Annotated in this window: 20 protein-coding genes; 7 read left to right on the forward strand and 13 right to left on the reverse strand. The window is 62.5% G+C overall.

Annotated elements, in window-relative coordinates; all coding sequences use genetic code 11:
• Positions 1-11: 11 nt before the first annotated feature.
• The 4 genes from AC1DYC_RS16550 to amrB all read left to right on the forward strand — a co-directional run bounded on the left by AC1DYC_RS16550 (position 12) and on the right by amrB (position 6,015).
• Entirely contained in the window at positions 12-404 is a 393-nt protein-coding gene (locus AC1DYC_RS16550) for a hypothetical protein (RefSeq protein WP_477407925.1), read from the forward strand.
• Entirely contained in the window at positions 401-1,114 is a 714-nt protein-coding gene (locus tag AC1DYC_RS16555) for a DUF4760 domain-containing protein (protein ID WP_477309833.1), read from the forward strand. Before AC1DYC_RS16550 ends, AC1DYC_RS16555 begins: the two co-directional genes overlap by 4 nt.
• 33 nt (positions 1,115-1,147) lie before the next feature.
• A complete protein-coding gene (locus AC1DYC_RS16560) occupies positions 1,148-4,150 on the forward strand; it encodes a caspase family protein (protein WP_477407927.1) in 3,003 nt (1,000 codons plus the stop codon).
• A 149-nt stretch (positions 4,151-4,299) separates the two neighbouring features.
• Positions 4,300-6,015 (forward strand): AmmeMemoRadiSam system protein B, encoded by a 1,716-nt coding sequence (amrB, locus tag AC1DYC_RS16565; protein ID WP_477407929.1) that lies wholly within the window; start codon positions 4,300-4,302, stop codon positions 6,013-6,015.
• Positions 6,016-6,287: 272 nt separating this feature from the next.
• Here amrB and AC1DYC_RS16570 read toward each other — a convergent pair whose 3' ends face one another.
• Positions 6,288-8,126, reverse strand: a complete 1,839-nt coding sequence (locus AC1DYC_RS16570) for an MORN repeat-containing protein (protein ID WP_477407931.1) — start codon at positions 8,124-8,126, stop codon at positions 6,288-6,290.
• A 150-nt stretch (positions 8,127-8,276) separates the two neighbouring features.
• The gene (locus tag AC1DYC_RS16575; RefSeq protein WP_477407933.1) at positions 8,277-9,356 is read right to left on the reverse strand and encodes a trypsin-like serine peptidase; all 1,080 of its coding nucleotides are present in this window, start codon (positions 9,354-9,356) and stop codon (positions 8,277-8,279) included.
• 403 nt (positions 9,357-9,759) lie between these two features.
• Between AC1DYC_RS16575 and AC1DYC_RS16580 the strand changes: the two genes are divergently transcribed.
• Positions 9,760-10,851 (forward strand): S1 family serine peptidase, encoded by a 1,092-nt coding sequence (locus AC1DYC_RS16580; protein WP_477407935.1) that lies wholly within the window; start codon positions 9,760-9,762, stop codon positions 10,849-10,851.
• Between the two features lie 90 nt (positions 10,852-10,941).
• On the opposite strand, the gene mgrA is transcribed toward AC1DYC_RS16580, so the two are convergent.
• The 7 genes from mgrA to AC1DYC_RS16615 form a co-directional block, all read right to left on the reverse strand.
• Entirely contained in the window at positions 10,942-11,988 is a 1,047-nt protein-coding gene (gene mgrA / locus AC1DYC_RS16585) for an L-glyceraldehyde 3-phosphate reductase (protein WP_477407937.1), read from the reverse strand.
• Positions 11,989-12,044: 56 nt separating this feature from the next.
• Complete coding sequence (locus AC1DYC_RS16590; RefSeq protein WP_477407939.1) at positions 12,045-13,187, reverse strand: Gfo/Idh/MocA family protein; 1,143 nt, start codon at positions 13,185-13,187, stop codon at positions 12,045-12,047.
• Positions 13,188-13,198: 11 nt separating this feature from the next.
• The gene (locus AC1DYC_RS16595; RefSeq protein WP_477407941.1) at positions 13,199-13,945 is read right to left on the reverse strand and encodes a sugar phosphate isomerase/epimerase family protein; all 747 of its coding nucleotides are present in this window, start codon (positions 13,943-13,945) and stop codon (positions 13,199-13,201) included.
• A gap of 77 nt (positions 13,946-14,022) precedes the next feature.
• Entirely contained in the window at positions 14,023-15,117 is a 1,095-nt protein-coding gene (locus AC1DYC_RS16600; RefSeq protein WP_477309838.1) for an ABC transporter ATP-binding protein, read from the reverse strand.
• 5 nt (positions 15,118-15,122) lie between these two features.
• Positions 15,123-16,058, reverse strand: a complete 936-nt coding sequence (locus AC1DYC_RS16605; RefSeq protein ID WP_477309824.1) for a carbohydrate ABC transporter permease — start codon at positions 16,056-16,058, stop codon at positions 15,123-15,125.
• Positions 16,051-16,944: a carbohydrate ABC transporter permease gene (locus AC1DYC_RS16610; RefSeq protein ID WP_477407943.1), complete on the reverse strand. Its 894-nt coding sequence runs from the start codon at positions 16,942-16,944 to the stop codon at positions 16,051-16,053. The genes AC1DYC_RS16605 and AC1DYC_RS16610 overlap by 8 nt, the downstream gene beginning before the upstream one ends.
• 82 nt (positions 16,945-17,026) lie before the next feature.
• Positions 17,027-18,265: an ABC transporter substrate-binding protein gene (locus AC1DYC_RS16615; protein ID WP_477309823.1), complete on the reverse strand. Its 1,239-nt coding sequence runs from the start codon at positions 18,263-18,265 to the stop codon at positions 17,027-17,029.
• Between the two features lie 394 nt (positions 18,266-18,659).
• Here AC1DYC_RS16615 and AC1DYC_RS16620 point away from each other — a divergent pair, with 394 nt between their 5' ends.
• Positions 18,660-19,703, forward strand: coding sequence for a LacI family transcriptional regulator (locus tag AC1DYC_RS16620; RefSeq protein WP_477407945.1), 1,044 nt, complete (start codon positions 18,660-18,662; stop codon positions 19,701-19,703).
• A gap of 151 nt (positions 19,704-19,854) precedes the next feature.
• Here the strand turns inward: AC1DYC_RS16620 and AC1DYC_RS16625 are convergent, their stop codons facing one another.
• Positions 19,855-20,367 carry a hypothetical protein gene (locus AC1DYC_RS16625; RefSeq protein ID WP_477407947.1) on the reverse strand — a complete coding sequence of 171 codons (513 nt, stop codon included), beginning with the start codon at positions 20,365-20,367 and terminating at the stop codon, positions 19,855-19,857.
• A 119-nt stretch (positions 20,368-20,486) separates the two neighbouring features.
• Positions 20,487-21,914, reverse strand: a complete 1,428-nt coding sequence (gene gndA / locus AC1DYC_RS16630; protein ID WP_477407948.1) for an NADP-dependent phosphogluconate dehydrogenase — start codon at positions 21,912-21,914, stop codon at positions 20,487-20,489.
• A 218-nt stretch (positions 21,915-22,132) separates the two neighbouring features.
• Here gndA and AC1DYC_RS16635 point away from each other — a divergent pair, with 218 nt between their 5' ends.
• Complete coding sequence (locus AC1DYC_RS16635; protein ID WP_477407950.1) at positions 22,133-22,570, forward strand: VOC family protein; 438 nt, start codon at positions 22,133-22,135, stop codon at positions 22,568-22,570.
• 49 nt (positions 22,571-22,619) lie between these two features.
• On the opposite strand, the gene AC1DYC_RS16640 is transcribed toward AC1DYC_RS16635, so the two are convergent.
• Together AC1DYC_RS16640 and AC1DYC_RS16645 are read right to left on the reverse strand one after the other, a co-directional pair.
• Positions 22,620-23,318 (reverse strand): hypothetical protein, encoded by a 699-nt coding sequence (locus AC1DYC_RS16640; protein ID WP_477407952.1) that lies wholly within the window; start codon positions 23,316-23,318, stop codon positions 22,620-22,622.
• A 95-nt stretch (positions 23,319-23,413) separates the two neighbouring features.
• Positions 23,414-25,051 carry a copper resistance CopC/CopD family protein gene (locus tag AC1DYC_RS16645; RefSeq protein WP_477407954.1) on the reverse strand — a complete coding sequence of 546 codons (1,638 nt, stop codon included), beginning with the start codon at positions 25,049-25,051 and terminating at the stop codon, positions 23,414-23,416.
• Between the last annotated feature and the right edge of the window lie 23 nt (positions 25,052-25,074).

Below are 25,074 nucleotides of genomic sequence, written 5' to 3' on the forward strand. Positions count from 1 at the left end.
GGACGCAACAGATGAGGACTTCAGTGACTATCCCCGTGCTTTCCTGGCGCGCATCGACCGCCGGCCTTGCTGCCGGCTTGTTGCTAGCCGTCAACGCTTCGGCGGACGAGAGCTGCGGCCTGTGCGTCAAGCAGGTCGTCACCAATTCCGAGCTCGCCACCTGCTTTCTCGACCAGTACGACCAGATCGCCAAGACCGGCAGCACGGCCGTCGTCGTCGATCTCTCCAGCTGCGCCTCGCGCGGCGTGGTCGAGCCCTTGCCGTCACCCAACAAGGCGGCTGCCGAACCGGACGTGCAGTTCATGATTTCGCGCACGCAGCTCGATTGCCTGAAAAAGAAACTGGAGGCGCCCGGCATCGTGCTCGATCCCTCCGCCACCATCCAACTGGACAGCTGCGGATGAAAAAGCCGGGGGGCACTGCAACACAAAAACGGCCGGCCCTGCCGGTGCCGGCGTCGAACAAGAAGCCGGAGACCTTGCCGGAAACCACCGAAGGGTTTCCGTGGCCGAGCAGCCACGAGATCAAGAAGGAATCCAACCCGTTCACCGACCGCGACTGGCGCATGCTGGCCTACGCCTGGTCGGGTCTCGCCGTGCGGCTGGCGATCATCTTCACCCTTGCCTTCTCGGTCTTTCAGTTTCTGGCAAACCAGGAACAGAAGCGCGTCGAGCAGACGATGTCGCTGGTCGAGCTCTGGGAGAGCAAGGATTTTCAGCAAGCGCAGCGCGCGCTCAAGGAGCGGCTGGCGGCGCTCAACGCCAAATATGACAATCTGCTCAGCGCCACGCCGTCGCCGACCGAGGAACAAGTGTTTCGGCAACGCATCGGCATCGAGGCGATGACCGCCAGCGGCGGCGCCATGCCGATCGCCGATTTCAACGACAATTTCGACCGCATCGTCTATTTCCTCAACCGTCTCTCCATCTGCGTTGAAGGCAAGCTCTGTTCGCGCGACGTCGCCGATGCCTATTTCCGCGACTATGCCGTGTCGTTCTGGAGCTACTTTGCCGGCTACATAGAAAAGGAACGCAAGACCGGTTCCGCGAACTATGCCCAGGCGATCGAGAACTATGTGCGCCATGGGTCGCCCCCGCCTGCTGACTCCAAATAGCGGCGCAACAAGGTGCCGGGCAGCTCTCACCCCTTGCGTGCTTTCCGGTGGCTGATCGTGCTCGGTCTTCTGGCGCTGGCGTCGGTCGCCCGTGCCGAAGACCTCGATTTCCGTCTCGATCTCAACACCGGCGGTCACAGCGCGAGGGTTTCCGACCTTGCCTTCACCCCGGACGGCCAGGAACTGGTCTCCGCCTCCGACGACAAGACCATCCGCATCTGGGACTGGCAGAGTGGGGTGACGCTGCGCACCATCCGCGGCTATCTCGGCAACGGCAATGACGGCAAGATCTTTGCCATCGCCCTATCACCCAACGGCAAGACCATCGCCGCCGGCGGATATTTCGGCGCCGGCATCGGCGACAAGCCGCCCTATGGCGATGTCAGGCTGTTCGATTTCGCCACCGTCAAGATCAAGGCCGTGCTCAAGGCGGCCGACTACGCGATCTACGATGTCGCCTTTTCGCCGGACGGAAACATGCTCGCCGCTGGCGGCGGCGATGGCTTCGTCTATCTGTGGCGGGCGGACGACAAATCCGCTTCGGGCTGGACGCTGGCCGCAAAACTCGATGCCGATTCCTGGCGTATCGAAAAGCTCGCCTTCGTGGCAGCGGGAACCCGGCTGGTGGCGACGACCACCGACAATGGCATAAGGCTATGGGACGTCGCCAAGGGCGAAGAGATTGCTCTGCCCAAAGAAGCCGAACCGCTGCGCGACGTCAGCGTCGCCGCCCTCGCCGTCTCGCTGGATGGCAACCTTTTCGCCACCGGCAGCAAGGATGGCGATGTCCGGCTCTGGCAGGCCAGCGACGGCAAGTTCGTCCGCGCCATGCCGAAGCAGGATTTCCAGATCGGTGCGCTGAGCTTCGCCACCGGCTCGCGGCTTGTGGCATCCTGCAGCTACCGCTGCGCCGACAAGCACCGCTCGGTGGTCTGGAATACCGACAGCGGCGAGCAGGTGCTCGACTATGGCGGCCATGACGGCACGGTCTTTGCCAGTGCCGGCAATGCGGACGGTTCGCTGGTGGCGACCGCCGGCGGCACCCGCAACACCATCCAGCTCTGGGACCCCGCGACCGGCGAGCGCAAGGCGCTGCTGCAAGGGGTCGGAGAACCGGTAACGGCCGTCGGCTTCGATGCGGCGAGCAATTCCGTCGCTTGGGGCAATGCCAACCCCTGCCCCGAACGCGTCTCCTGTCCGGAGATGCTGGGCACGCTGGACAAGACACTGGCACTGCCGACGGCCGAGCGGTTCTTTGAGGACCCGGAGGCGTTGACGGAACAGGGCGCCTTTGCCCGCGCCGAGTTGACTGACGGTGAATGGTCGCTTCGCGCCGTCCCTGGCGGCAAGGACGGCCTGGAGAATGCGGTGCTGGAAATCGCAAGCGGCGGCAAGGTCGTGCACAGCATCGAGAACGCCGCCACCAATGGCTTCGTCCATTCGGCCTATACGCTGTTCGGCAACGGGCTTGGCCTGATCACCGGCGGCAGCGACGGCACGCTGCTGGAGTACAAGACCGCGACAGCCGAGGTGTCGGGCGAATTCACCGGCCACACCGGCGAGATCAACGCTATTGCCGCTTCCGAAAAGGAGGGACTTCTGGTCACCGGCAGCGCCGACCAGACCGTGCGGCTGTGGAATTTGAAGACGCACAAACTGATTGTCTCGATGTTCTTTGCCGGCTCCGAATGGATCGTCTGGATGCCTCAGGGTTACTACTACTCCTCCGCCGACGGAGACAAGTTGATCGGCTGGCAGGTCAATCAGGGCCGTGATCATGAGGGGCGCTTCATCAGCGCCGGTCAGCTGAAAAAGTATCTCTGGAGCCCGGAAATGGTGCGCCGGGCCATTGTCCTGCGCAGCGCCGAACAAGCCGTGCAGGAAATGCGTCCGGGCGTCGACCGCGAGCTGGAAAAGCTCTTGCTGCGCAAGCCGCCGGAATTCGGCATCAAGCTAGCTGACGACCAGAGCAATGTCCGCGAGGGGTATGTCGCCGTCGAGATCTCGGGCGCGCAGGAAGCCGGCGCCAATGTCGCCGGTTTCTCGATCCTGTCGAACAGCCGCAATGTCGGGGATGTGACCGCACGCTCGGCCGATGGCGGCAAGAACACCATCGTCGAGGTACCGGTCGAGAATGGCGAAAACACCATCCGCATCACCGGCACCAACGAATTCGGCTACCTGACCGAGCGCAGCGTCACCGCGCTGGGCCGGAAAACCGAGAAGCAAGCCAACAAGGGCAAGCTCTACGTCGCCGTGATCGGCGTCGACAAATATCCTTTCCTCACCGATGCCTGCGCCGGCCGCGCTTGCGATCTGCGCTACCCCGTCGACGATGCCACCGAATTCCTGAAGGTGATCTCGCAGAAATCCGCGCCGCTGTTCTCGTCGATGGAGACACTGGTGCTGGTCAACCTCGAAGCGCTGGACGAGGCGCCCGACGCCGGCAAGGACGTGTTCAAGGTCGCCAGCGCCGACAGCATCCTGGAGCCGGACTCCGACACCATCGACGACCAGCTTGCCGACTTCCTCGACAAGCCCGGCGAGAACGACACCACCATCATCTTCGTCGCCGGTCACGGCATCAACATCGACGAGGACTATTATTTCATCCCCACCGATGGCCGCAAGCAGGACGCCGACCGCTGGAAGCGCTCCTCGCTGGTCGATTGGGGCGACATCCAGAAATCGGTCGAGCGGGCCAAAGGCATGCGCTTCATGCTGCTCGACACCTGCCATGCCGCCAATGCCTTCAACCCGCGCCTGGAAAAGGACGCGCAGGACGCGCGCATCGTCGTTTTCTCGGCCACCGCCGCGAACAATACCGCCGCCGAACTGCCGGAGCTCGGCCATGGCGTCTTCACCTATTCGATACTCGAAGGCCTGCGCGGCCGGGCCAAGACATCGGATGGCGGCGTGACGCTGTTCGGCCTCGCCGACTACATTTCGCGCGAAGTGCTACGGCTGACAGCGGCCAAGCAGAAGCCGTTCTATTATGTCGGCGGCGTTGAGAACATTGTCCTGGCAGAGCCGTGAGAGGTCTGCGCCCAGGCACCCCCCTCTGTCCTGCCGGACATCTCCCCCTCAAGGGGGGAGATCAGCTGTCATCGGCGACTTCGCCAGGTATCAACCTTTCAAAAGATGAGCTGGCGACGAGGAGATTAATCTCCCCCCTTGAGGGGGAGATGTCCGGCAGGACAGAGGGGGGTGCCTGGGCGCAGACCATTCTGCTGATCTTTGCAGTCACCCTCCTTATCTTGTTTCCCCTTCACGCATCCGCCACCCCCGTCGCCTGTCCGCCGGGCGATGCGAATTTCCAGTCCTTCTACTCCGACCCCACCCTCTTCACCGACGCCATCGCCACCGTCGCCAAACTCGACACCTCCAACCAACGTCTCACCGGCATCACCGTGCCGCATCACCTTCTGGCCGCCGACCTCATTGCACTCGGTTTCCATGCCGCGTCCAGCTTTCGCTACAAGCGCATCGTCATCCTGTCTCCGGACCACTTTCACAAGACGCAAAAACTCTTCGCCACAACGACGCGCGGCTTTGAAACAGTGGTCGGCCCGGTCCACGCCGACACAGCGGCCGTGCGCCTTCTCGAAACAAACAGCGACATCGAAGAATCCTGCCTGTTTGCCAAGGAACATGGCGTACAGGCCATGCTGCCCTTTCTGCACCACTATTTTCCCGAAGCTGAAATCGTGCCGGTGGCAATGTCGGTCAAAGCCAAGCGAGCCGACTGGGACCGGCTGGCGGAGGCGCTGAAGGCGATCGTCGACAAGGACACGCTGATCGTCGAATCCACCGATTTCTCGCACTATCTGCCGCAGCATGAGGCGCGGCGTTTCGACCAGCAGACGCTGAACATGCTCGCCGCCGGCTCGCTCGACGGCATTGCGGCGCTGCAGCAGCCAGCGCACGCCGACTCGGTCGGCGCGCTATACATCCAGACCAGGCTGCAGCGCGAACTGTTCGGCGCTCAGCCGCTGGTCGTCGCCAACGAGAATTCGCAAGCGCATTCGAGCGACTATGTCGAGCGCACCACCAGCTATGTCGTGGCCCTGTTCGGCGCTTTCGGCCCCGGTTTCAACAATCCGACCCGGCCAAACGACAAGCTCTATTATTTCGCCGGCGACGTGAATTTCGGCCGCGCCATGAAGAAGGTCCTGGTCCGCGACGGCATTGCCGAGAAGATCGTCGACAGCGTGCTTGCGTTGACCCGGTCGCGGCCGCTGATCGTCAATCTCGAAGGCGTCATCCTGCCCAACGTCCCCGAAGCGATCGACGACATGACACTGGCGATGCCAGTCGATCTCGCCATCGGCATGTTGAAGAAATTGCATGTCGTCGCCGTGAGCCTCGCCAACAACCACGCCTATGACCTCGGCCCATCCGGTTATGCCGAGACGCTGGCCGCGCTCGATGCCGTCGGCATCGCCCATTTCGGCCAGGGCGAAACGCTGGCGCTTGCCGATCTCGACCTTGTCGGGCTGACCGACATCGACACCAATGGCTCCAGAAACACCGCCCTTTTGACGCCTGCCTTGCTCGACCGGCTGCTGCACGACAATGCCGAGCGGCCGGTGATTGCCTTTGTCCATTGGGGCCGCGAGTACAAGACCGAGCCGTCACCGCGCGAGGAGATGCTTGCCGACCAGATGCGGTTGCGCGGCGTGTCAGCCATCGTCGGCGGCCACCCGCATGTGTCGAGCGAGGCGATCCTGCCGCTCGCCGGCGGCGATGTGGCGGAGATCTATTCGCTCGGCAATTTCCTGTTCGACCAGAAGGCCGAGCGATCGTCCGGGTCGATGCTGGAACTCAGGGTCTTCAGCCAGGGCACAATCTTTGCGAGGCTGATCCCGCTGCCCAATTATTTCGAGATGGGCTCGAAATAGTTATTAGCCAAAGCGGCCATACAGGCCGCAGAGACCGTTTCGAAATTCGCTCTGGTGAGTCATATGATGGTGGTTTCGAGAACCGGAGCGCAGCGGAACATTTGGGTCCGTGAGCACGCACATGACCCCGAAATCGATCTCGATTTCGGAAAGGATCATGTGCAAAATCAAAGTGCTACAGCGTCCTTTGCGCGTCCGAGGACGCGCGGCGCTGTAGTAAGCGCAGAACCCGCCTTCAGATGGCCGCCAGAGTAGAATTTCCAAACGGTCTCTCAGCAGCCCTCCAGATCGGCGGGCAGATAGCAGACCGCCGGCTTGGTCCTGGTCTCAAACAGCGATTGCTTCGGCCGGAAATAGAAGAATGTCGCCGGCTTGCTCTCGCGCGTGCTGCCGTCGGCGAAATGCGCGGCAATGCTGAAACGATGGATCGACGACATTGACGACCACATCTTCAGCCGCGCCGTGTAGGCGCTGAGATTCTTGTTGCCGCGAACAGGCATGGGGATGCTGTAGTCGGTCTTGCCGATCGGGAATTCGATGTTCTGGTAGCGTAGCGCTTCGGGCGATGAGCCGCCGCCATCGCCGCATTCGGCGAGCGATTCCGGGACCTCGATGCTGACCAGCGGAATGGTGACGCTGAACTGCTCGCTCTGCTGGTAGACAGCGCCCTGATCATCCGCCCAGGAATAATCAAGCTTACCGATGCCGGTGACGCTCATTTTCTCGAGACTGCCGCTGACATAGTCGGCGATGTCGCCGAACTTGACCTTGTTGGCCACCTGGGCACGGCAGACGTCGAGGCTGTCCCGCGACGGACAGGTGAAGCGCTCGGTCTCGAGCGTGGCCGTATCGACCCCGGCCTCCGTCAGCAAATTCTTGACCGACACGTCGACGCCATCGCCAAAGCTGCCGACGTCCTTGGTGTAAGCGCGGCCCGGCTCACCCGTAGGATTGCCCTCCTCGTCGGTCCTGGTGAACTGGATCGACATCTTCATGTCCTTCACATCGCCCCAGCCATTGTTGACGATCGAGAAATCGGGGCGGAAACCGACACAGCCATAGTGCTCGCTGATCGACAGCATTGGCTTGCGGTAAGCTTCGCTGGAAGCAACCTTCATTTCCAGGCTGTCGAGCTTGACCCTGGACTGATCGGTGGTCTTGAGGTCGACTTCGGCGAAGGCCGGCGCCTGCTCCCAATCCATGCCGTCATAGACATTGCCGGTACGAATCTGCCCGGTGCCGTTCCAGGCGTCATTGTATTCGTTCGCCACCGGATAGATCGCGATGTCTTCGTCGCGCACCAGATGCTGGTACTGCATGTCGGCCTGCTGCGTCATGCGCTGGTCGACGGCAATGCCGATCTCGACCTTGTCTGCGGCGCCGCCGCCGGTTTGCGCCTTGAGCAACCCGCCCACTCGGGCATCGGCCAGCACGTCGGGGCGCGCGCCGCCGATCTCCTTGCCCATCGCCCATTGCGATTCATAGACGGTGCCGCCCGGCAGCCGGGTGCGGCCCTTGCCGTTCTTCAGCCCATCGGCAAACAAGCCGATAAATATTTCGCCAGTCTTCGTCTCCAGCCGGCCCTCGCCATTTGGCACACCAGCCTTGAATTGCCCTTCATAGCGGTTTCCGTCGGCATCGACATGGATGCCGTGACCGTCGAGCTGGCCGGCGACCCACTGGCCGTCGAGTATTTCGCCTGAGCGCAGTTCCAGGCGGCCTTGCCCATCGGGCCGACCATTCCTGATTTCGCCGAAATAGCTGGAATAGATGGTCTTGGGGTCGTAGCTCGCCGAGCCGCGCACCCGCCAGACCAGCCTGCCCTTGCCGTTGACGATGCCGTCGGCCGCGACCGTCCGGTCCGGAGACTGGCCGGCGGCCGGCTCCCAGACGAAATCCAGGCCCAACTCCGGATGGAAATCCCAGACCCGCACGTTTCTGCGCAGCACCGAACGCGTATCACTCTGATAGAGGATCTGCACCCGCTCGGCCCAGGTGCCGTCAGGTGGGGCACCACCTTGATCGGCCATGGCGGAAAAACATGTCAGTGCGGCCAGCATCGATGCAGCCGCCATCGCCCTGACCCAGAAGATCATTTTTGCCCGCGCCATCGTTCCCAACCCCTTGGATCGCCTAGCGTAGGCGTCGCTGCAAAACTGTGCAAGGGAGCGATTTCGATGCAAAAAACCGGCAGCGGGAAAGTCCCGCCGCCGGTTCGGTATTGCCGGTTCTCGCCGCAGTTTGCCGGCGAAAGATCTGGCCTATTTGTACAGGCCGTTGATCCACTGCACGTTGGCGGCGTTCAAGCGCACCGCGGTGTTGGCGTTGGGGCTTTCGGCCACGTTCACGCCGGTGACGACGCGCTGCTTGGCGCCATTGTCATAGGCGTAGACCGAGCTGCCGCTCGACCCCGGATAGGTGTCGCAGTCGTATTGGAAATACTCCACACCGATGTTTTCGGCGTGCACTTCACAGGTCGCCTTCCACATCGTACCCATCGGCTTGTCGCCGGGGTAACCGACGATGTTGGCGGTGAAATCGCCCAGATTCTCATAGTTGGCATAACCCAGCCAGCCGAGATTGGTGCCGATATCCTGCTTCAGCGTGATGATACCGAGATCCCACGGAATGACCGAGCCGTAGTAGCCCTGATAATTGTCGATGAAACCCTGCAGGATATAGACGCTCTCATAGCTGAAAGCGCCGAACGGTGCATCGTCGGCAGTGTTGCCGTTGAGCGACGGCACGAAGATGACGTCGTCGAGCCAGGCCTTGTCTTCATTGCTGTAGAGGCAATGCGCGGCGGTGAGCACCGTGCGCGGACCGATCAAGGTCCCCGAGCAGCTGCCATAGCCGCTCTTGGCTTTGCCTTCGATATAGCCGATCGCGGTGAACGGGTAGGTCTTGGTGTTCTTGATCTGCTCGCGGTCGTCTTCGCCGAACACCTGGCGGCCGGCTTCGTCGCCGCCCGTCAGTCCGGTCTTGTCAGCGGCCGGTGCGTTAGCCGGCGCATTCAGTTCCTTGATGACAAGGTCCTTCAGCGTCTCGCCGGCATCGATCTTGATGTCCTTGCCATCGGCGGAACGGCCGACGATGCCATAGGATTTGACCGCAGTCGCCTCATCGGTCAGCGGCGCTGCCCGGCTGGCTTCGTCTTCGGTCAGCTTCGGCGGGGCGATCGGTTTTGCCCGGCCAGGCTGGTATTCGCCCGTACCCACATCGCGCATGCTTTCGCCATTGCCGGCATTCGCGGAACCGGGATCGGCGGCGAAGGCGGGCATCGTCCACAGTGCGGTGGATAGCAATGCGGACGCAATGATAGTGCTTGTCAGTTTCGTCATGGTGAGACTCTCCCAAAAGTCAGCAAGGAGTGGATCAAAATACAGAAATATTGTCGAGATCGTGGTGGCGTAAAAAAATCAGTTTGGTTACCCGCCCGTGTCGGATCATCGTTCCGGGCGGCCTCGTTAAAGCCCTCCGCCAAACGCATCCGCGTCGATATACTGCCTAAAATAATCCAACATTGGCAATGACAAATCGCTTCCGCGTAGCCCGTGGGGGGCTATAGGGTTTGGGTGGGCTCTGCCCGACTGGGCACGATTAGCAAAAGTGGTATTTCGGTTTTATGACCGCTCGCGCGCCGTTTGATATGGCGCAAGGTGCGAGCGGCGTACCGGGTTCGCTTACGCTGATTTTGCGCTAGGTTGGTATGGCCCGCCAATTTTCATCTCAGGAGGTTTCAAGGTGAACATCATCCATCGGTTCAGGCGGCTCGCCGCTGCATCGCTGTTGGGCATCGCAACCGCTTTCCCCGCCGTCAACGCGCTGCATGCGGCCGACGCCGCCGTCAGGCCGGAAGCGGCGGTCTCGCCGATGCAACGCGTCGCCGAAGCCCGGGACAAGGCCAAGGCCGAGAACCCTGACGGCGCCGACCGAGTCTATGGCGGCAAGGAAGCAGACAAGGGCGCCTATCCGTTCCAGGTTGCGCTGCTGACCACTGCCCGGCTGGATCCCAGCCCCGCCTCGCAGCCGAACGCGCAATTTTGCGGCGGCAGCCTGATTGCACCGCAATGGGTACTGACAGCGGCGCACTGCCTGAACGACAAGGGCCGGCCGATTTCGCCGGACACGGTGACTGTGTTGACCGGCGCCACCGATCTCACCGAAGGCAAGCGCTACAAGGTGGTCGAGGTTATCGTAAACGAGGGCTATAGCGAACAGACGCTGGACAACGACCTCGGCCTGCTCCGGCTGGCGGAACCCGCCGATGCGCCGGGCATCAAGATCACCAGCGAGCCGACGCCGGACAGCGGCAAGACCACGGTCATCGGCTGGGGCAAGATGCAGGACGGCACCTTCCCGACCGCGCTGATGGTGGCCGATCTCGACCTCGAGCCGAGCGCCGCCTGCAACAGCGGCATCAAGTCGATCTACGCGCATGACCTGAAGGCGGCGCTCGGCGATCTCTCGCACCGCATGCGTTATTCGGAAAAGGGCATCGAGGCCGCCGCCAATGCGATTGCCGCCGACATGTCCGATCCGCTGACCAAGAACATGATCTGCGCCGGCACCGACAGCGGCGAACGCGACGCCTGCAACGGCGACAGCGGCGGGCCGCTGTTCATGACCGGCGCCAACGGTCCGGTCCAGGTCGGCGTCGTCAGCTGGGGCGAAGGCCCGTCCGACGGCACCGCAGCCTGTGGCCACAAGAACGCCTATGGCATCTACACGCGGCTGGCCAACTACACCGGCTGGATCGAGGCCAAGATGAAGACGCCGGCTCCGGCCGCCGCGCCGGCGCCCAAGGCTGGTCTCGGCACCGCCAAGAAGCCCTGAGGCGAGAGCGGTTCATCGTCTCATGAAAATGCAAACGGCGGGATATTCCCGCCGTTTGCATTCGTATCGTTTGCCGGCTGTGTTTTTAGCTTACTTCCGCGGCGGACCCTTGCGTTCCGCCGAAGCCGCCCACAGATTGATGTCGGACTCGCGTGCATAAGTGTCGATCTCGGCGAGTTCGGCGTCGCTGAACTCGAGCACCTTGAGCGCACCGACGCAGTCTTCGACCTGCTCCGGCCGGCTGGCGCCGATCAGCGCTGAGGTCACCCGGCCCTTGCGCAGCACCCAGGCCAAAGCCATCTGCGCCAGTGTCTGGCCGCGCTTGCCGGCAATCTTATTCAGCGCCTGGATGTTGGCGATGGTCTTGTCGTTGATGAAGGCCGGCCGCAGCGACTTGCCCTGGGAAGCGCGGCTGCCCTCGGGAATGCCGCCCAGATATTTGTCGGTCAGCATGCCTTGCGCCAGCGGCGAGAACACGATCGAGCCGACGCCGAGCCCTTCCAACGTATCGAGCAGCCCATCCTCTTCGACCCAGCGATTGAGCATCGAATAGCTCGGCTGATGGATAATGCAGGGCGTGCCGAGCTGCTTCAATAGGTCGGCTGCCTCGCGCGTGCGCTGCGAATTGTAGGACGAGATACCGGCATAGAGCGCCTTGCCCGAACGCACCGCATGGTCGAGCGCGCCCATCGTTTCTTCGAGTGGCGTGTCGGGGTCGAAGCGATGCGAATAAAAGATGTCGACATAGTCGAGCCCCATCCGCTTCAGGCTCTGGTCGAGGCTGGCCAGAACATATTTGCGGCTGCCCCATTCGCCATAAGGACCGGCCCACATCTCGTAGCCGGCCTTGGTCGAGATGATCAGCTCGTCGCGATAACCGGCGAAATCGGTGCGCAATATCTCGCCGAAGGCGATCTCGGCCGAGCCGGGCGGCGGGCCGTAATTGTTGGCGAGATCGAAATGGGTGATGCCAAGATCGAAGGCCTTGCGTGCGATCGCCTGCTTGGTCTTGTGCGGCGTGTCGTTGCCGAAATTGTGCCACAGGCCGAGCGAGATCGCCGGCAGTTTCAGGCCGGACCGCCCGCACCTGTTGTAGACCATTTTCTCATAGCGGTTTTCAGCCGGCTGCCAGCGCATGGGATGTATCCTGGATTGAAAGGGTGTCGGCGCGAGCGCGCCGACACCCTTCTACCTCATTTCTTCTTTGCCAACAGCCCTTTTGCGTCCTTGACGCCGAGCGCAGCCGGCCGCTCGCATGTGGTCTGCATGGCGACGAACTTGCCGGACTCGCCCGACCGCAGCAGGCCGGTCATGACGTCGACGGCATGCAGCGCCAGCTCCATCGAGCAACGGTGCGGCCGGCCCTCGGCGATCGCCAGCGCCATGTCGGCAAGGCCTGCGGTGCGGTAATTGGCCATCATGCCCTGGCCGTGCATTTCGTTCGGCACGCCGAACGGATGCTTCCATTTCGGCAGTTTCTTCACCGGCTTGGCTCCCTCGGTGATGCGCACGTCGCCGCCGAAGAAATTCGGATCCGGCACATACACCGTACCGGCCTCGCCATAGAGTTCCATCGGCGCATGGCCATGGCTCCAGACGTCCCAGCTGGTGTTGAGCGTGATCACGGCGCCGTTCTCGAACTCGAGCAGGCCGTGGATGGTCGTCGGCGTGTTGACCGGGACCTTTTCACCCGCACGCGGCTTTGAGCTGATGGTGCGTTCCTTGGCAGGCGTCGTCGCAACGGCCGCCACCTGCTTCACCGGCCCGATCAGTTGAATCAGGTTGGTGATGTAGTAGGGTCCGATATCGAGCACCGGCCCGGCACCCGGCTGGAAGAAGAAATCCGGATTGGGGTGCCAGTGCTCCATGCCGTGGCCCATGACGTGGCAGGTGCCGCTGGTGATCTTGCCCAGCGTGCCATTGTCGATGAGATTGCGCACCAGCTGGTGCGCGCCGCCGAGAAACGTATCCGGAGCCGAGCCGATGCGCAGCCCCTTCTTCTCGGCGCGGCTTTTCAGGTCGAGCCCTTCCTTGATCGACAGCACGAACGGCTTTTCCGAATAGACATGCTTGCCGGCGTCGAGGATCTGCTTCGACACCTCGTAATGCACCGCCGGGATGGTCAGGTTGACGATGATGTCGATCTCGTCGTCCTTCAGCAGTTCGTCGACGGTCTCGGCGCGCAGCTTGAACTCCTTCGCCCGCGCCTTGGCCGCGTCCATATTGATGTCGGCGCAGGCGCGCATCTCGATGCCGCGAAACAGCGGCGCCAGCGAAAAATACGCCTTCGAGATGTTGCCGCAGCCGATGACGCCGATACCCAGTTTCTTTGCCATGATGGTTGTTCCTAGTAAGCCTTGACGGAACCGAGCGAGCGGCTGGCGAAGCGCTCGATGTTGTTCGGATTGTCCTGTTCCATGACGTAATATTTCGCCGGGGTCTTGGCGCGCAGCGCCTTGATCAGGCCGGCCCAATCGATGGTGCCGTGGCCGACATCGGCCCAGCCGTCCTCGTCGAGCCCTTCGCCTGCGTTGGCCATGTCCTTGACATGGACGGCGCTGATGCGCTTGCCGTGCTTTTCGATCCACGGCAGCGGATCTACGCCGCCGCGGATCACCCAGGCGACGTCCATCTCCCAGCCGATATCAGGTGCGGCCGACAGGATGTGGTCCTGCGGCACCGAACCGTCGGCGAGCCTCTTGAACTCGAAATCATGATTGTGCCAGGCAAAGCCGTAGCCGGCCTTTTTGGCGGTTTCGCCGACCTTGGCCAGACGCTCGCCAAAGCCACGCCAGCCGGCAGCATCGGCCGGCCGCTGCTCGGCCAGGAGATAGGGACAGATGACCAGCGTAATGCCGAGCGCATCGGCTGTCTTGCGCACGCCATCGAAATCATTCTCCAGCGCATCGATCGAGAAATGCCCGGTCGGCATCGCAAGCCCGTTCTTGTCGAGTTCGGCGCGGAACGCCTTGGGGTCATCATAGACGCCGCCAAAGCCTTCGACTTCCTTGTAGCCGAGCTTGCCCAGCATTTTCAGGATGCCGTCCCAGGGCAGGAAATTGCGGGCGCTGTAGAGTTGGAATGACCAGTTCATCGTCTCTGTCCGTTTCTTGGGTGGTGGGTCTTGGGGGATCGTTCTTGGGGAGATGTGATTGGGATGATTTTCAAAAGTTACAGGCGATTGCCGGTGGCGGCGTCGAACAGCGAGGCGCGCGCCGGGTCGAACCCGAACTGGACCGGGTCGCCGCTGCTCAGCGTCCGTTCCGCCTCGACGCGGAACGAAAGGTTGCGGCCGCCGAGTTTTGTCCACACCAGCGTGTCGGAACCCATCGGCTCGACGATCTCGACCGAACCGCTGGCGGAAAACGGCATCGACTTCGCCGCGTCACCGAAGGCGATGTGTTCGGGCCGGATGCCGAGCACGCAAGCGCCGGTCGGACGCTCCGTACCGTCAAAGGCATAGCGCTCCAGCGGCACCGAAACACCGTCGGTCTTGAACGTCGGACCGGCCTCCATCTGCCCTTCGAGGAAATTCATCGCCGGCGAGCCGAGGAAGCCGGCGACGAAGCGGTTGACCGGGCGGTTGTAGATCGTCTGCGGTGCATCGAGCTGCTGGATGACGCCGCCTTTCATCACCGCAATGCGATCGGCCAGCGTCATTGCCTCGATCTGGTCGTGGGTGACGTAGATCATGGTGTTCTGCAGATTGCGGTGCAGAAGCTTGATCTCGACGCGCAGCTCGGCGCGCAGCTTGGCATCGAGATTGGACAGCGGCTCGTCGAACAGGAAGACGTCGACGTCGCGCACCAGCGCCCGCCCAATCGCCACGCGCTGGCGCTGACCGCCGGACAAGGCTGCGGGCTTGCGCTGCAGCAGCGGCTCGATCTGCAGGATCTCGGCGGCGCGCGCGATGCGCTTGGCGATCTCGTCCTTTGGCACGCCGGCAACGCGCAGGCCGAAGGACAGGTTCTTCTCCACCGTCATTTGCGGATAGAGCGCGTAGGACTGGAACACCATGCCGATGCCGCGGTCCTTGGGCTCCTCCCAGGTGACGTTCTTGCCCTTGATGAAGATGCGGCCTTCGGAAATGTCGAGCAGGCCGGCGATGCAGTTGAGCAAGGTCGACTTGCCGCAGCCCGAGGGACCGAGCAGCACGATGAACTCGCCCTCGGCGACATCGAGGTTGAGCGTCTGCAGCACCGATACAGCGCCGAAATTGAGCGACAGGTCCTGGATCGAAACGCTGGTGCCGTTGGCTGCCGTCATCGCCATCACCCTTTCACCGCACCGGCGGCGATGCCGCGCACGAAAAGCTTGCCGGAGATGAAGTAGACGATGAGTGGCACAAGGCCGGTCAGGATGGTGGCGGCCATGTTGACGTTGTACTCCTTCACGCCTTGTACCGAATTGACGATGTTGTTGAGCTGCACCGTCATCGGATAGGTGTCGGGACGGGTGTAGACGACGCCGAACAGGAAGTCGTTCCAGATGCCGGTGACCTGCAGGATGATGGCGACGACGAAGATCGGCAGCGACATCGGCGCCATGATGCGCAGGAAGATGCCCCAGAAGCCGGCGCCGTCGACACGCGCCGCGCGGAACAGTTCCTCCGGCATCGACGCAAAGTAGTTGCGGAACAACAGGGTCAGGATCGGCATGCCGAAAATGGAATGGACGATCACCAGGCCGCTCAGGCTGCCATAGAGGCCGATCTCGCGCAGGATGATGACGATCGGATAGATCATCACCTGGTAGGGGATGAAGGCGCCGACGATCAGGATGACGAAGAACGTGTCGGCGCCCTTGAAGCGCCAGTTGGCGAGCGCATAGCCGTTGACCGAGGCAATCGCGATCGACAGCAGCACCGAGGGGACGGTGATGCGCACCGAATTCCAGAAGCCGCGCGACAGCCCGTCGCAATTGAGGCCGGTGCAGGCCGTCGCCCACGCCTTGACCCACGGCTCGAAGGTGATTTCGAGCGGCGGCGCAAAGATGTTGCCGAGCCGGATCTCGGGCATGCCCTTGAGCGAGGTGACGACCATCACGTAAAGCGGCAGCAAATAGTAGACCGCCATCACGAACAGCGTGCCATAAAGGAAGATGTTGCGGCGCGAGAAGACATGCCGCGGCTTCGGCCCGCGCGGCCCCAAGGCTTCGCGCTCGGCGGCACCCGCGCCGGCGGGCAAGGTGACGGCCGGGTCAGCCACGCTTCTTGCCTCCGAATTCGAGATAAGCCCATGGCACGATGACGATCACCACCGAGAGCAGCATCATGGTCGATGCGGCAAAGCCCTGGCCGAGATTCTGCGCGAAGAACATGTAGTCGTAGACATATTTTGCCGGCACTTCGGAGGCGATGCCGGGGCCGCCGCTGGTCTGGGCGACAACGAGGTCGTACACCTTGACGATTCCGGAAGCGATGATGACCAGCGTGGTGATGAAGACCGGACGCATCATGGGAATGACGATGAACAGATAGGTCTTCCACATCGGAATCCCGTCGACCCGCGCCGCCTTCCATATGTCTTCGTCGATGCCGCGCAGGCCGGCCAGCATCAGGCACATGATGAGCCCTGTGCCTTGCCACAGCGCGGCGATCGAAATGCCATAGATGACGATGCTGGAATTATAGAGCGGGTCGAAGCTGAAGCTCGTCCAGCCGAGATCCCGCACCACATGCTGGATGCCGAAATCCGGATTGAGCAGCCACTGCCAGACCAGGCCGGTAACGATGAAGGAAAGCGCGAACGGATAGAGGAAAATGGTGCGGAACGTATCCTCGAAGCGGATCTTCTGGTCGAGGAGTGCCGCAAGCAGGAAGCCGATGACCAGCGAGAACACCAGCGAGATCGCGCCGTAGATCAACAGGTTCTCGATCGAGATCAGCCAGCGCGGTGTCGCCCACAGCCGATAATACTGATCGAGGCCGACGAAATTCAGCCGCGGCAACAGCTTCGAATTGGTGAAGGAATAGAGCACCGTCCACAACGTGCCGCCAACGAAGACCACCGACGCGGTGAGGATCATCGGGATCGAGGCGACCTTCGCATTGAGGTTGCGGAACAGCGGGTTGGGGCGTTCGCTCTTGCTCATCTCGTCAGCCGGCTGGGTAAGGGCGGTGCGATCCCGGCCCTGCTTGTGGCAAGGCCGGGAGCGAGGTGGATGGCCTCCAACGTCAGTCTGCCGCCGCGATGAGGTCGGCGAAGCGCTTCTGCGCCTCTTCCACCGTCATGTCCGGCTTGGCGAAGAATTCGGCGAAGAGATCCTCCTTCTGCTTCTGGGTGTCCTGCGACATCAGCTGGTCCGTCCACGGGATGACGGCGCCCTTGGCGAGGATGGCGAGGCCCTTCTTCATGCAGTCGTTGGCGGCATTGAGATCGACGTCGCCGCGTACCGGCAGCGAGCCCTTCTTCAGGTTGAAGGCGACCTGCGTCTTGGGATCGAGCAGCGTTTCGGCCAGCACTTCCTGCGCCTTGGACTTGTCGGCATCCTTGAGCAGCGGGAAGTAGAAGGCGTCGCCGCCGGTGGCGATCACTTCGTTCAGGCCGAGGCCCGGCAGGCAGGTGTAGTCCTTGCCCGCGACCTTGCCGGCAACCTGGAACTCGCCCTGCGCCCAGTCACCCATGATCTGGCCGCCGGCCTTGCCGGTGATGACCAGATTGGTCGCCTGGTTCCAGTCCTGCACATTGGTGTTCTTGGCCATCTTGCGGGCATCGTCGGCGGCCTTGAACACCTTGGCGATCTCGGGGCCGGCAGCAAATTTGGCGTCCTTGTCCTTGTAGACCTTGAGGAATGCATCGGAGCCGCCCACGGCCGCCAGCAGCACATCGAAGGCGCCGGAGGACTGCCATGCCTGTCCGCCAACAGCGAGCGGGATGATGCCGGCCTTTTCCAGCGCCGGCGCTGCCGCGACGAACTCATTCCAGTCTTTCGGCGTCGGCACGCCAGCCTTGGCGAAGGCCTCGTTCGACAGCCACAGCCATTGCCAGGAATGGATGTTGACCGGCACGCAATAGATCTTGCCGTCGATGGTGCAGCTGTCGAGCAGGCTCTTCGGCCGCACGATTTCCGTCCACTTGCCCTTGGTGGCGACGTCGGTGAGGTCGCGCATCAGGCCGGCCTGCACCAGTTCCTCCGCCTGCCGGCCGTGGTTGAACTGGGTGGCGCCCATCGGATCACCACCGGTGATGCGGCTGATCATGATAGGCCGCGCGGTGCCGCCGGACCCGGCAATGGCGCCGTCGACCCAGTGGTTGCCGGTCGCATCGAAGGCCTTGGCCAGTTCCGCAACTGCCGCCGCCTCGCCGCCCGACGTCCACCAATGGGTGACTTCCAGGTCGGTGGCTGCTGCCGGGCCGGCAAATTGCAGCGCGGCCGTCGCGGCAAAAGCAGCGGTCAAAAGTTTATAGCGCATTTCGGTTCCTCCCAGAATCTGAAACGTTACAGATTTTCGATACGGCAATTGTGCGGTGCGCGCAACCCCTGAGGTAAACGCGGTCCAATATTTTTTCGAGGCGCGAACAAATTCATTGCGCGCAAGCCGGCAAACTCCGCGCAAAACCGGCTGTTGCGCCGCAAGATCATGCTGCAGCGCAAGAAAACCGTCCGGAACCTGGTTGGTCGCGCAACGTTCCTGGCCGCGAAAACCCTGCCAAAACCATGGCTTGAGAGACCCGCGTGGCTCGATGTTGGCAATCTGTAACGTTTCAGTATATTGAAGCTCGGCGGGTGAACGGCCGTGCCACATCGTCATCGAAGCGATTGTCGGCTGGTCCGGCGGCTGCTATGCGCCTGACGGGGCGGGACGAATGGACAGGGACCAGACGGACAAGGACGACGAGGCGTCGGCGCATGAGCGCCCGACGCTGAAGACGCTTGCCTTCATGACCGGGCTCGGCGTCACCACCGTCTCACGTGCGCTGAAGGATGCGCCCGAGATCGGCGCCGAGACCAGGCGCCGCGTTCAGCTCGTCGCCAGGCAGATCGGCTACCGCCCGAACCGTGCCGGCGTGCGCCTGCGGACCGGCAAGACCAATGTCATCAGCCTCGTGCTCAACACCGAGCGCGAGATTATGAGCTTTGTCTCCGACATCATCTACGGTGTCTCGGAGGTCATTGCCGACACACCCTATCACCTGATCGTCACGCCCTATTCGCGCTCGCAGGATCCGCTGGATCCGGTGAAGTACCTGGTCGAGTCCGGCTCGGCCGACGGCGTCATCATTTCGCGCACGCAGCCCAATGATCCGCGCGCCCGCTATATGCTCGAGCGCGGCATTCCCTTTGCCACCCATGGCCGCACCGATATGGGGCTGGTGCACCCCTATCATGACTTCGACAACTACGCCTTCGCCGCCGAGGCGGTGCGCCATCTGGCCGGCATCGGCCGGCGCCGGCTGGCGCTGGTGACACCGCCTGTGGGGCTGACCTATTACGGCCACACGGTGAACGGCTTTGCCGATGCGCTGGGCGAGGTTGACGCCAGCGAAGTGCCGTTCAACACCGTTTCAATCGACCAGTCGATCGATCAGATCAGGACACGGACCGCGCAGCTGATGCGGCGCGACGTGAGGCCGGACGGCTTCGTCAGCAGCGCCGCCGCGGCAACGCTGGCCGTCGTCGCCGGCATCGAGGATGCCGGCCTGAAACTCGGCCGCGACGTCGATGTCGTATCCAAACAGTCGTCGGAACTGCTGCATTTGTTTCGCCGGGAGTTGCTGATCGTCAACGAAGACTTCCGCTTGGCAGGCACCGAGCTTGCCCGCGCCGTGCTGGGCTGGATAGGCGGCGCGGCACCAGGCTCTTTGCAGACCGTGGTCAAGCCGGGCGACGTCGTCGCTTATCGCAGCTGACTGGCGCGACCTGAGAATCCAGTCAGGCCGAGTCGAAGACGGGCGCGAAGCGATCAAACATGGGTTGATACCGAGAACCGGACCGGAGCGCACTTAGGCTCCAGGCTCATAGATGGGATGTTACGGCTGGACGCTCGGCGTCAGCGCCCCTCTAGGGACTGATCTTGCGATAGCCATCCCCATCATTGCGCCATCGCTCCACCCCGGTGGCGTCCGTAACATCGGCCCACTGACCTTCCTCCCGGAACTCAGCCTGGACCTCGCGACCTTTGATCCGAATCGGGGATAGTGAAGCGCTGCGGCTTTCCGGAAGCATGACAAAGGTGATTGCGTCCCCGTCCTCGATGCACGTCATCCCGGGTCTCTCGATCACTGTACCAACAGTGAAGCCGGTGTTAGGGCCTCCCAGATTACGAAGGCGGCTCCATCGCACCCTTGGCTCTTTGCCGCTGGCGGCAGCAATGCATCGGTATTCAGGGCTCTCGTGGATTACGGCGGCTGCAGTTTGACGATTGAGGAGGGTGTTGACGCCTGTCCACGCCAACGCACCGAGCCACAGGCAGACAAAGATCACTGTAGCATAATGATTGGGCACCGCAGGTGACGAGGTTCCAGCAGGCATCTCAGCGTCTTCCATGTTGAGAGCGATCTTACCGCCTTTCATTCATAACCAATAGCTGACGATGGTGGCGATGTGCCGGCCGAAGCCTTGACTGCCGCGCCTCGGTCGGCGAAGGCACGGAAGTGCAGGTATCAGCCTTTGCAGGCCGGCATCACCTGACTCTAGCCGGCTGCGCCGCTGCCCCATGGACCGTGGAAAGCGCCCTGCTCGCCGATGCGCTCGAAGCCGTGCGCACCGAAGAAATCGCGCTGCGCCTGGATCAGGTTTGAGGTGCCGCGGCCCTGGCGGTAGCTGTCGAAATAGGCGAGCGCCGACGCCAGAGCCGGGACCGGCGAGCCGGCTTCGGAAGCCTTGGCGACGATGCGCCGGAGCGACGGATGCGCCTCCTGCATCATGGCGATGAAGGCCGGCGCCATCAAAAGGTTGGTGGATGCACCGCCGGAGCCGAAGGCTTCCGCCATGGTGTCGAGCATCTGCGAGCGGATGATGCAGCCGGCGCGCCAGATCTTGGCGATGGTCGGCATCGGCAGGTTCCAGTTGAACTCCTTCGAAGCGCCGCTCATCACCGCGAAACCTTGCGCATAGGCGGCGATCTTGCCGGCGAGCAGCGCCAACTCCAGGTCTTTCAGAAGTGCCGCCTTGTCGCCGGAGATCCTGGTCACGCCGATATTGCCATAGGCCTTTTCTGCCGCCTGGCGCTCATCCTTGATCGATGACAGCACGCGCGCCGCCACCGCCGCCTCGATGGCGGTGGCCGGAATGCCGAGCTGCTGCGCCTCGATGACCGACCATTTGCCGGTGCCCTTCTGGCCGGCGCGGTCGAGGATGATGTCGACCACCGGCTTGCCGGTCTTTGGATCGTCGGCGGCCAGAACCTTGGCGGTGATCTCGATCAGATACGAATCGAGCCGGCCCTTGTTCCAATCTTCGAAAACCTTGCCGATCTCCTTCGGCCCCATGCCGAGGCCATCACGCAAGATGCCGTATATCTCGGCGATCATCTGCATGTCGGCATATTCGATGCCGTTGTGGATGGTTTTGACGAAATGGCCGGCGCCGTCAGTGCCGAGCCAGGCAGCGCACGGTTCGTCCTTGAACTTGGCCGAGATCGCGGTCAGCACGCTTTCGACGCGCTTCCAGGACTCTTCGGTGCCGCCGACCATGATCGAAGGCCCGTGGCGCGCGCCCTCCTCGCCGCCGGACACACCCATGCCGATGAAGGTCAGGCCCGAACCCGACAGTTCGGAAAAGCGTCGCATCGTGTCGCGGAAATTGGCGTTGCCGGCATCGATGACGATGTCGTTGGCCGACAGCACGCCGCGCAACGCTTCGATCTGTTCGTCGACCGGCTTGCCGGCCAGCACCATGATGATGATCGGCCGCGGCGGCCGGATGGATTCGGCGAGTTCCTCCAGGCTGTAGCAGGGCACCACCCTGTCGCGCAGCGCGCCTGCGCTTTCGAGGAAGGCGTCGGTACGCGCCCTGGTGCGGTTGAAGACGGCGATGCGGTGCCCGTGCTCGGCAATGTTGAGCGCCAGGTTGGAGCCCATCGTGCCAAGGCCGATCAGGCCGATTTCGGCTTTTTCCATCGTTTCTTCCCTGTTTTCGGATCTTTTGTTGAGGCGCGTTTTGCGGGGATGCCCGTTCTTCGGCGAGATGATTGACGGGCCTTTCGCGCCGCGTCAACCGCTTCGCTGAATTGTGACGGCCCGCGTTGCGTGAGACTTGAGGTCGAGCCGAGTCAGGAAGTGTCCGTGATGACCAGCCAACGCCTTGCCGATCGAACATATGGCGTTAGGTTGGACATATGGCAGTCAAACGGATGGACAATGTCGGAATCGTCGTCGAGGACCTCGAAGCGACGATTGCCTTCTTTCGCGAGCTCGGCCTCGAGTTCGAAGGGCGGGCCGCGATCGAAGGAGAATGGTCCGGACGTGTCACCGGACTGAGCGATCAGCGCGTCGAGATTGCCATGATGCGCACGCCGGACGGCCATAGCCGCCTCGAGCTCTCCCGCTTCCTCACGCCGCCTGTCGTCGCCGATCATCGCAACACCCCGGTGAACGCTCTCGGCTACCTCCGCGTCATGTTTACAGTGGACGACATCGACGACACGCTTGAAAGGCTCCGCAAGCGCGGCGCGCAGCTTGTCGGCGAAGTCGTCCGTTACCAGGACGTGTATCGGCTCTGCTACATCCGCGGGCCTGAAGGGCATCTCATCGGACTGGCCGAGGAACTCGGCTGAGCGCACTTCCCAGGGAAAAGTTTACGCTCTGACATTGGGTGCTATCCTCTTACCAGGGACGAGGAATGCAGCTCTCCGGGCGGTATGTGGTCAGGACTGCGTCCATGGCTTTGCTGTATTCGGAAAAGTTTGGAATGAGTCCCAATTCGATGGCTTGAGCGACGCATTTATCGCCGGCAGCGGGCGAATTTGCCTGAGAAAGGCAATTTTTCAGCTTTGTCATTGAGGCCGGAGGGGGAGGCTTAATTGATCGATAGCCGATCGAGCCTGAACGCATGGATACAACCGTTACGTCGCCCTTGTTCCATAGAGCCGGGTCAAAGATATGGTTGAGATTGCGCTTGTCGCCAGGGTGTTTTGACGCCGCCACGCCGTAGATCGTCATGACAAGCACATTGGCAGCTGCCTTATCTCCCGGATCGACTTTCATATCCGAATCCGTGGCCGGCATCCTGAGCCCAGGCTCAGAGGCAAGCTCCGACAGGGCTTCGCCATCGCCCTCTCGCGCCAAGGGCCAAAGTACCGCCCATTGCTTATTACATTGCTCTTTGTAGTAGGAGTCTCGGGCAAACTTCAGGCGCTGCTCACGGGTCAAACTCGGCTGCATCAAGCTTGTTTTACCTGTGAGATCGCATCCGCAGACAAGAAAAAAGACCAGAAGACCGCAACATACTTTCCCTATAAATCGGGTTGATACGGCCGCTGATTCAATTGCTTCTTGCCAAGAAAGGCGCTCCGTCAGCAGCATCACCCGATCCCGAACATCTCAACGCATTAGTAAAATGAACCGCACTGGGCGACCAGCAGCTTATACGAAAAACGAAAACATAGCCATTTGGTGTATTAGTCGGCGCGAATATCGATAGGCGCCTCGATCTTTACCACCTCGAAATCCGAAACCAGAATATCGAGCCGCGCCGTCCAGCGGCCGGGTACCGGGATGACGAGATTGTCGACGCGCCAGGTGCCGTCGCCGGGTTTGGTCGCCGGACGCTTGATCGACTCGATGCCGGAATCGGGCTTGGACAGCACCAGCGTGACTTCCTTCGCGTCGAGCGGGCCGAAATCGCCATCCATGATGACGATTGAGGCGGTGACCTCCCCGGTGTGGCCGGGCGTGATGTCGATGTCGGCCATCGCCTTCAGCGTGTGGATATGGGTCGATGTCGGTTGCGCCGCGGCGATCGCCAGCGCCCGTGGCGGCGGCGTGAAGCGCCAGCCGGCGGCAACGCCGAAGATCAGGAGTACGATCAGCATCTCGACTGCGATCGAGCGGCTGAGCCGGCGCCGCACTTCCGTCGCTCCGGCCTCGGCCAAGGCGGTGAGCCGCCAGCGATTGACCGCTGCCAGCGTGAACAGAAACACCAGCAGCGCGAGCTTGATCAGCAGCAACCGGCCATAGGCGGTGTTGATGAGTGCCGCCGGTGTCTGCACCTGGATGATGGCGAGCACGATGCCCGCCGCGGCAAGCATCGCCACCACAGGCATGATCGTGCGTGAAAATCGCCGCAGAAACGCGCCGGCTTCCGCCGATTGGCTGTTCAGCGCCAGACCGAGCGGCAGCAGCGCTCCGGCCCAGAAGGCGATGCCGGCGCCGTGCAGGAACACCATCGGCCGCGTCAGCCATTGCGGCTCGGCTGCACTGGCATGGCCGCTGGCGGCAAGGGCTGCGCCGACACTCACAAGTCCGACAAGCGCCAGCGGCCTGGCAACGGCGCGCGGCCCGACCAGAGACAACAGGCCAAGCCCGAGCGCCGCCAGAGCGATTATCACCGTGCATCCAAAACTGGTGCCGAGCCCGGTCTGCCAGACCACCGGTTGCGCCAGCCGGGCAAGTGGCGCCCCCAGCGCATCCAGCCCCTGGAACCCGAGCGACAGGGGTGCTGCGACCAGGCCGCACAGGATGGCGGCAATGACGAAACGCTGGCCCGATCGCACGCCTGCGAGCCATGTCAGCGCGAAGGCGCCGCCGACGCCGAGGAAAAGGCCGATGTAGAGAAGAACCTTGCCGGTCCAGATCGCCGACCGCAAATCCATGTCGACCGCGTCCGCCACCGCCGGCGCCTGGCTTGGCGCGCCGACGGAAAACAGCACCGAGCCGCCGACCGGATGGCCGTCGGCGGAAATCACCCGCCAGCTCAAGACATGTGTGCCCGGCTCGAGCTTTTGCGGATTGTCGATCGCGACCGTCTGGTCGTTGAGCCGGAACGAGGTCAGCGCAACAGGCGTGCCGTCGGGCCGCACCAGCGTCAGCACCAGCGGCGACACCGGCTCGCTGAAGGTCAGCGAAAACTGTGTGGGCCCTTGCGCCAACACGGCGCCGTCGGCCGGCTCGGCCTTGATCAGCGCCGCATGGGCAAAGGCCTGGTTTGGCGTGGCGAGGACGGCAAGCAGCAGGAGTGCGGCCAGCAGACCGAAAGCCAGCCGGCCGAAGGATCCCCCAGCAGTCCGTTTTGTCAGTTGGAAACAAGCCACGCTCATGCCATCCACCAAAATGGCGGCGC

It is taken from the genome of Mesorhizobium sp. P2_E7 (assembly GCF_056403855.1).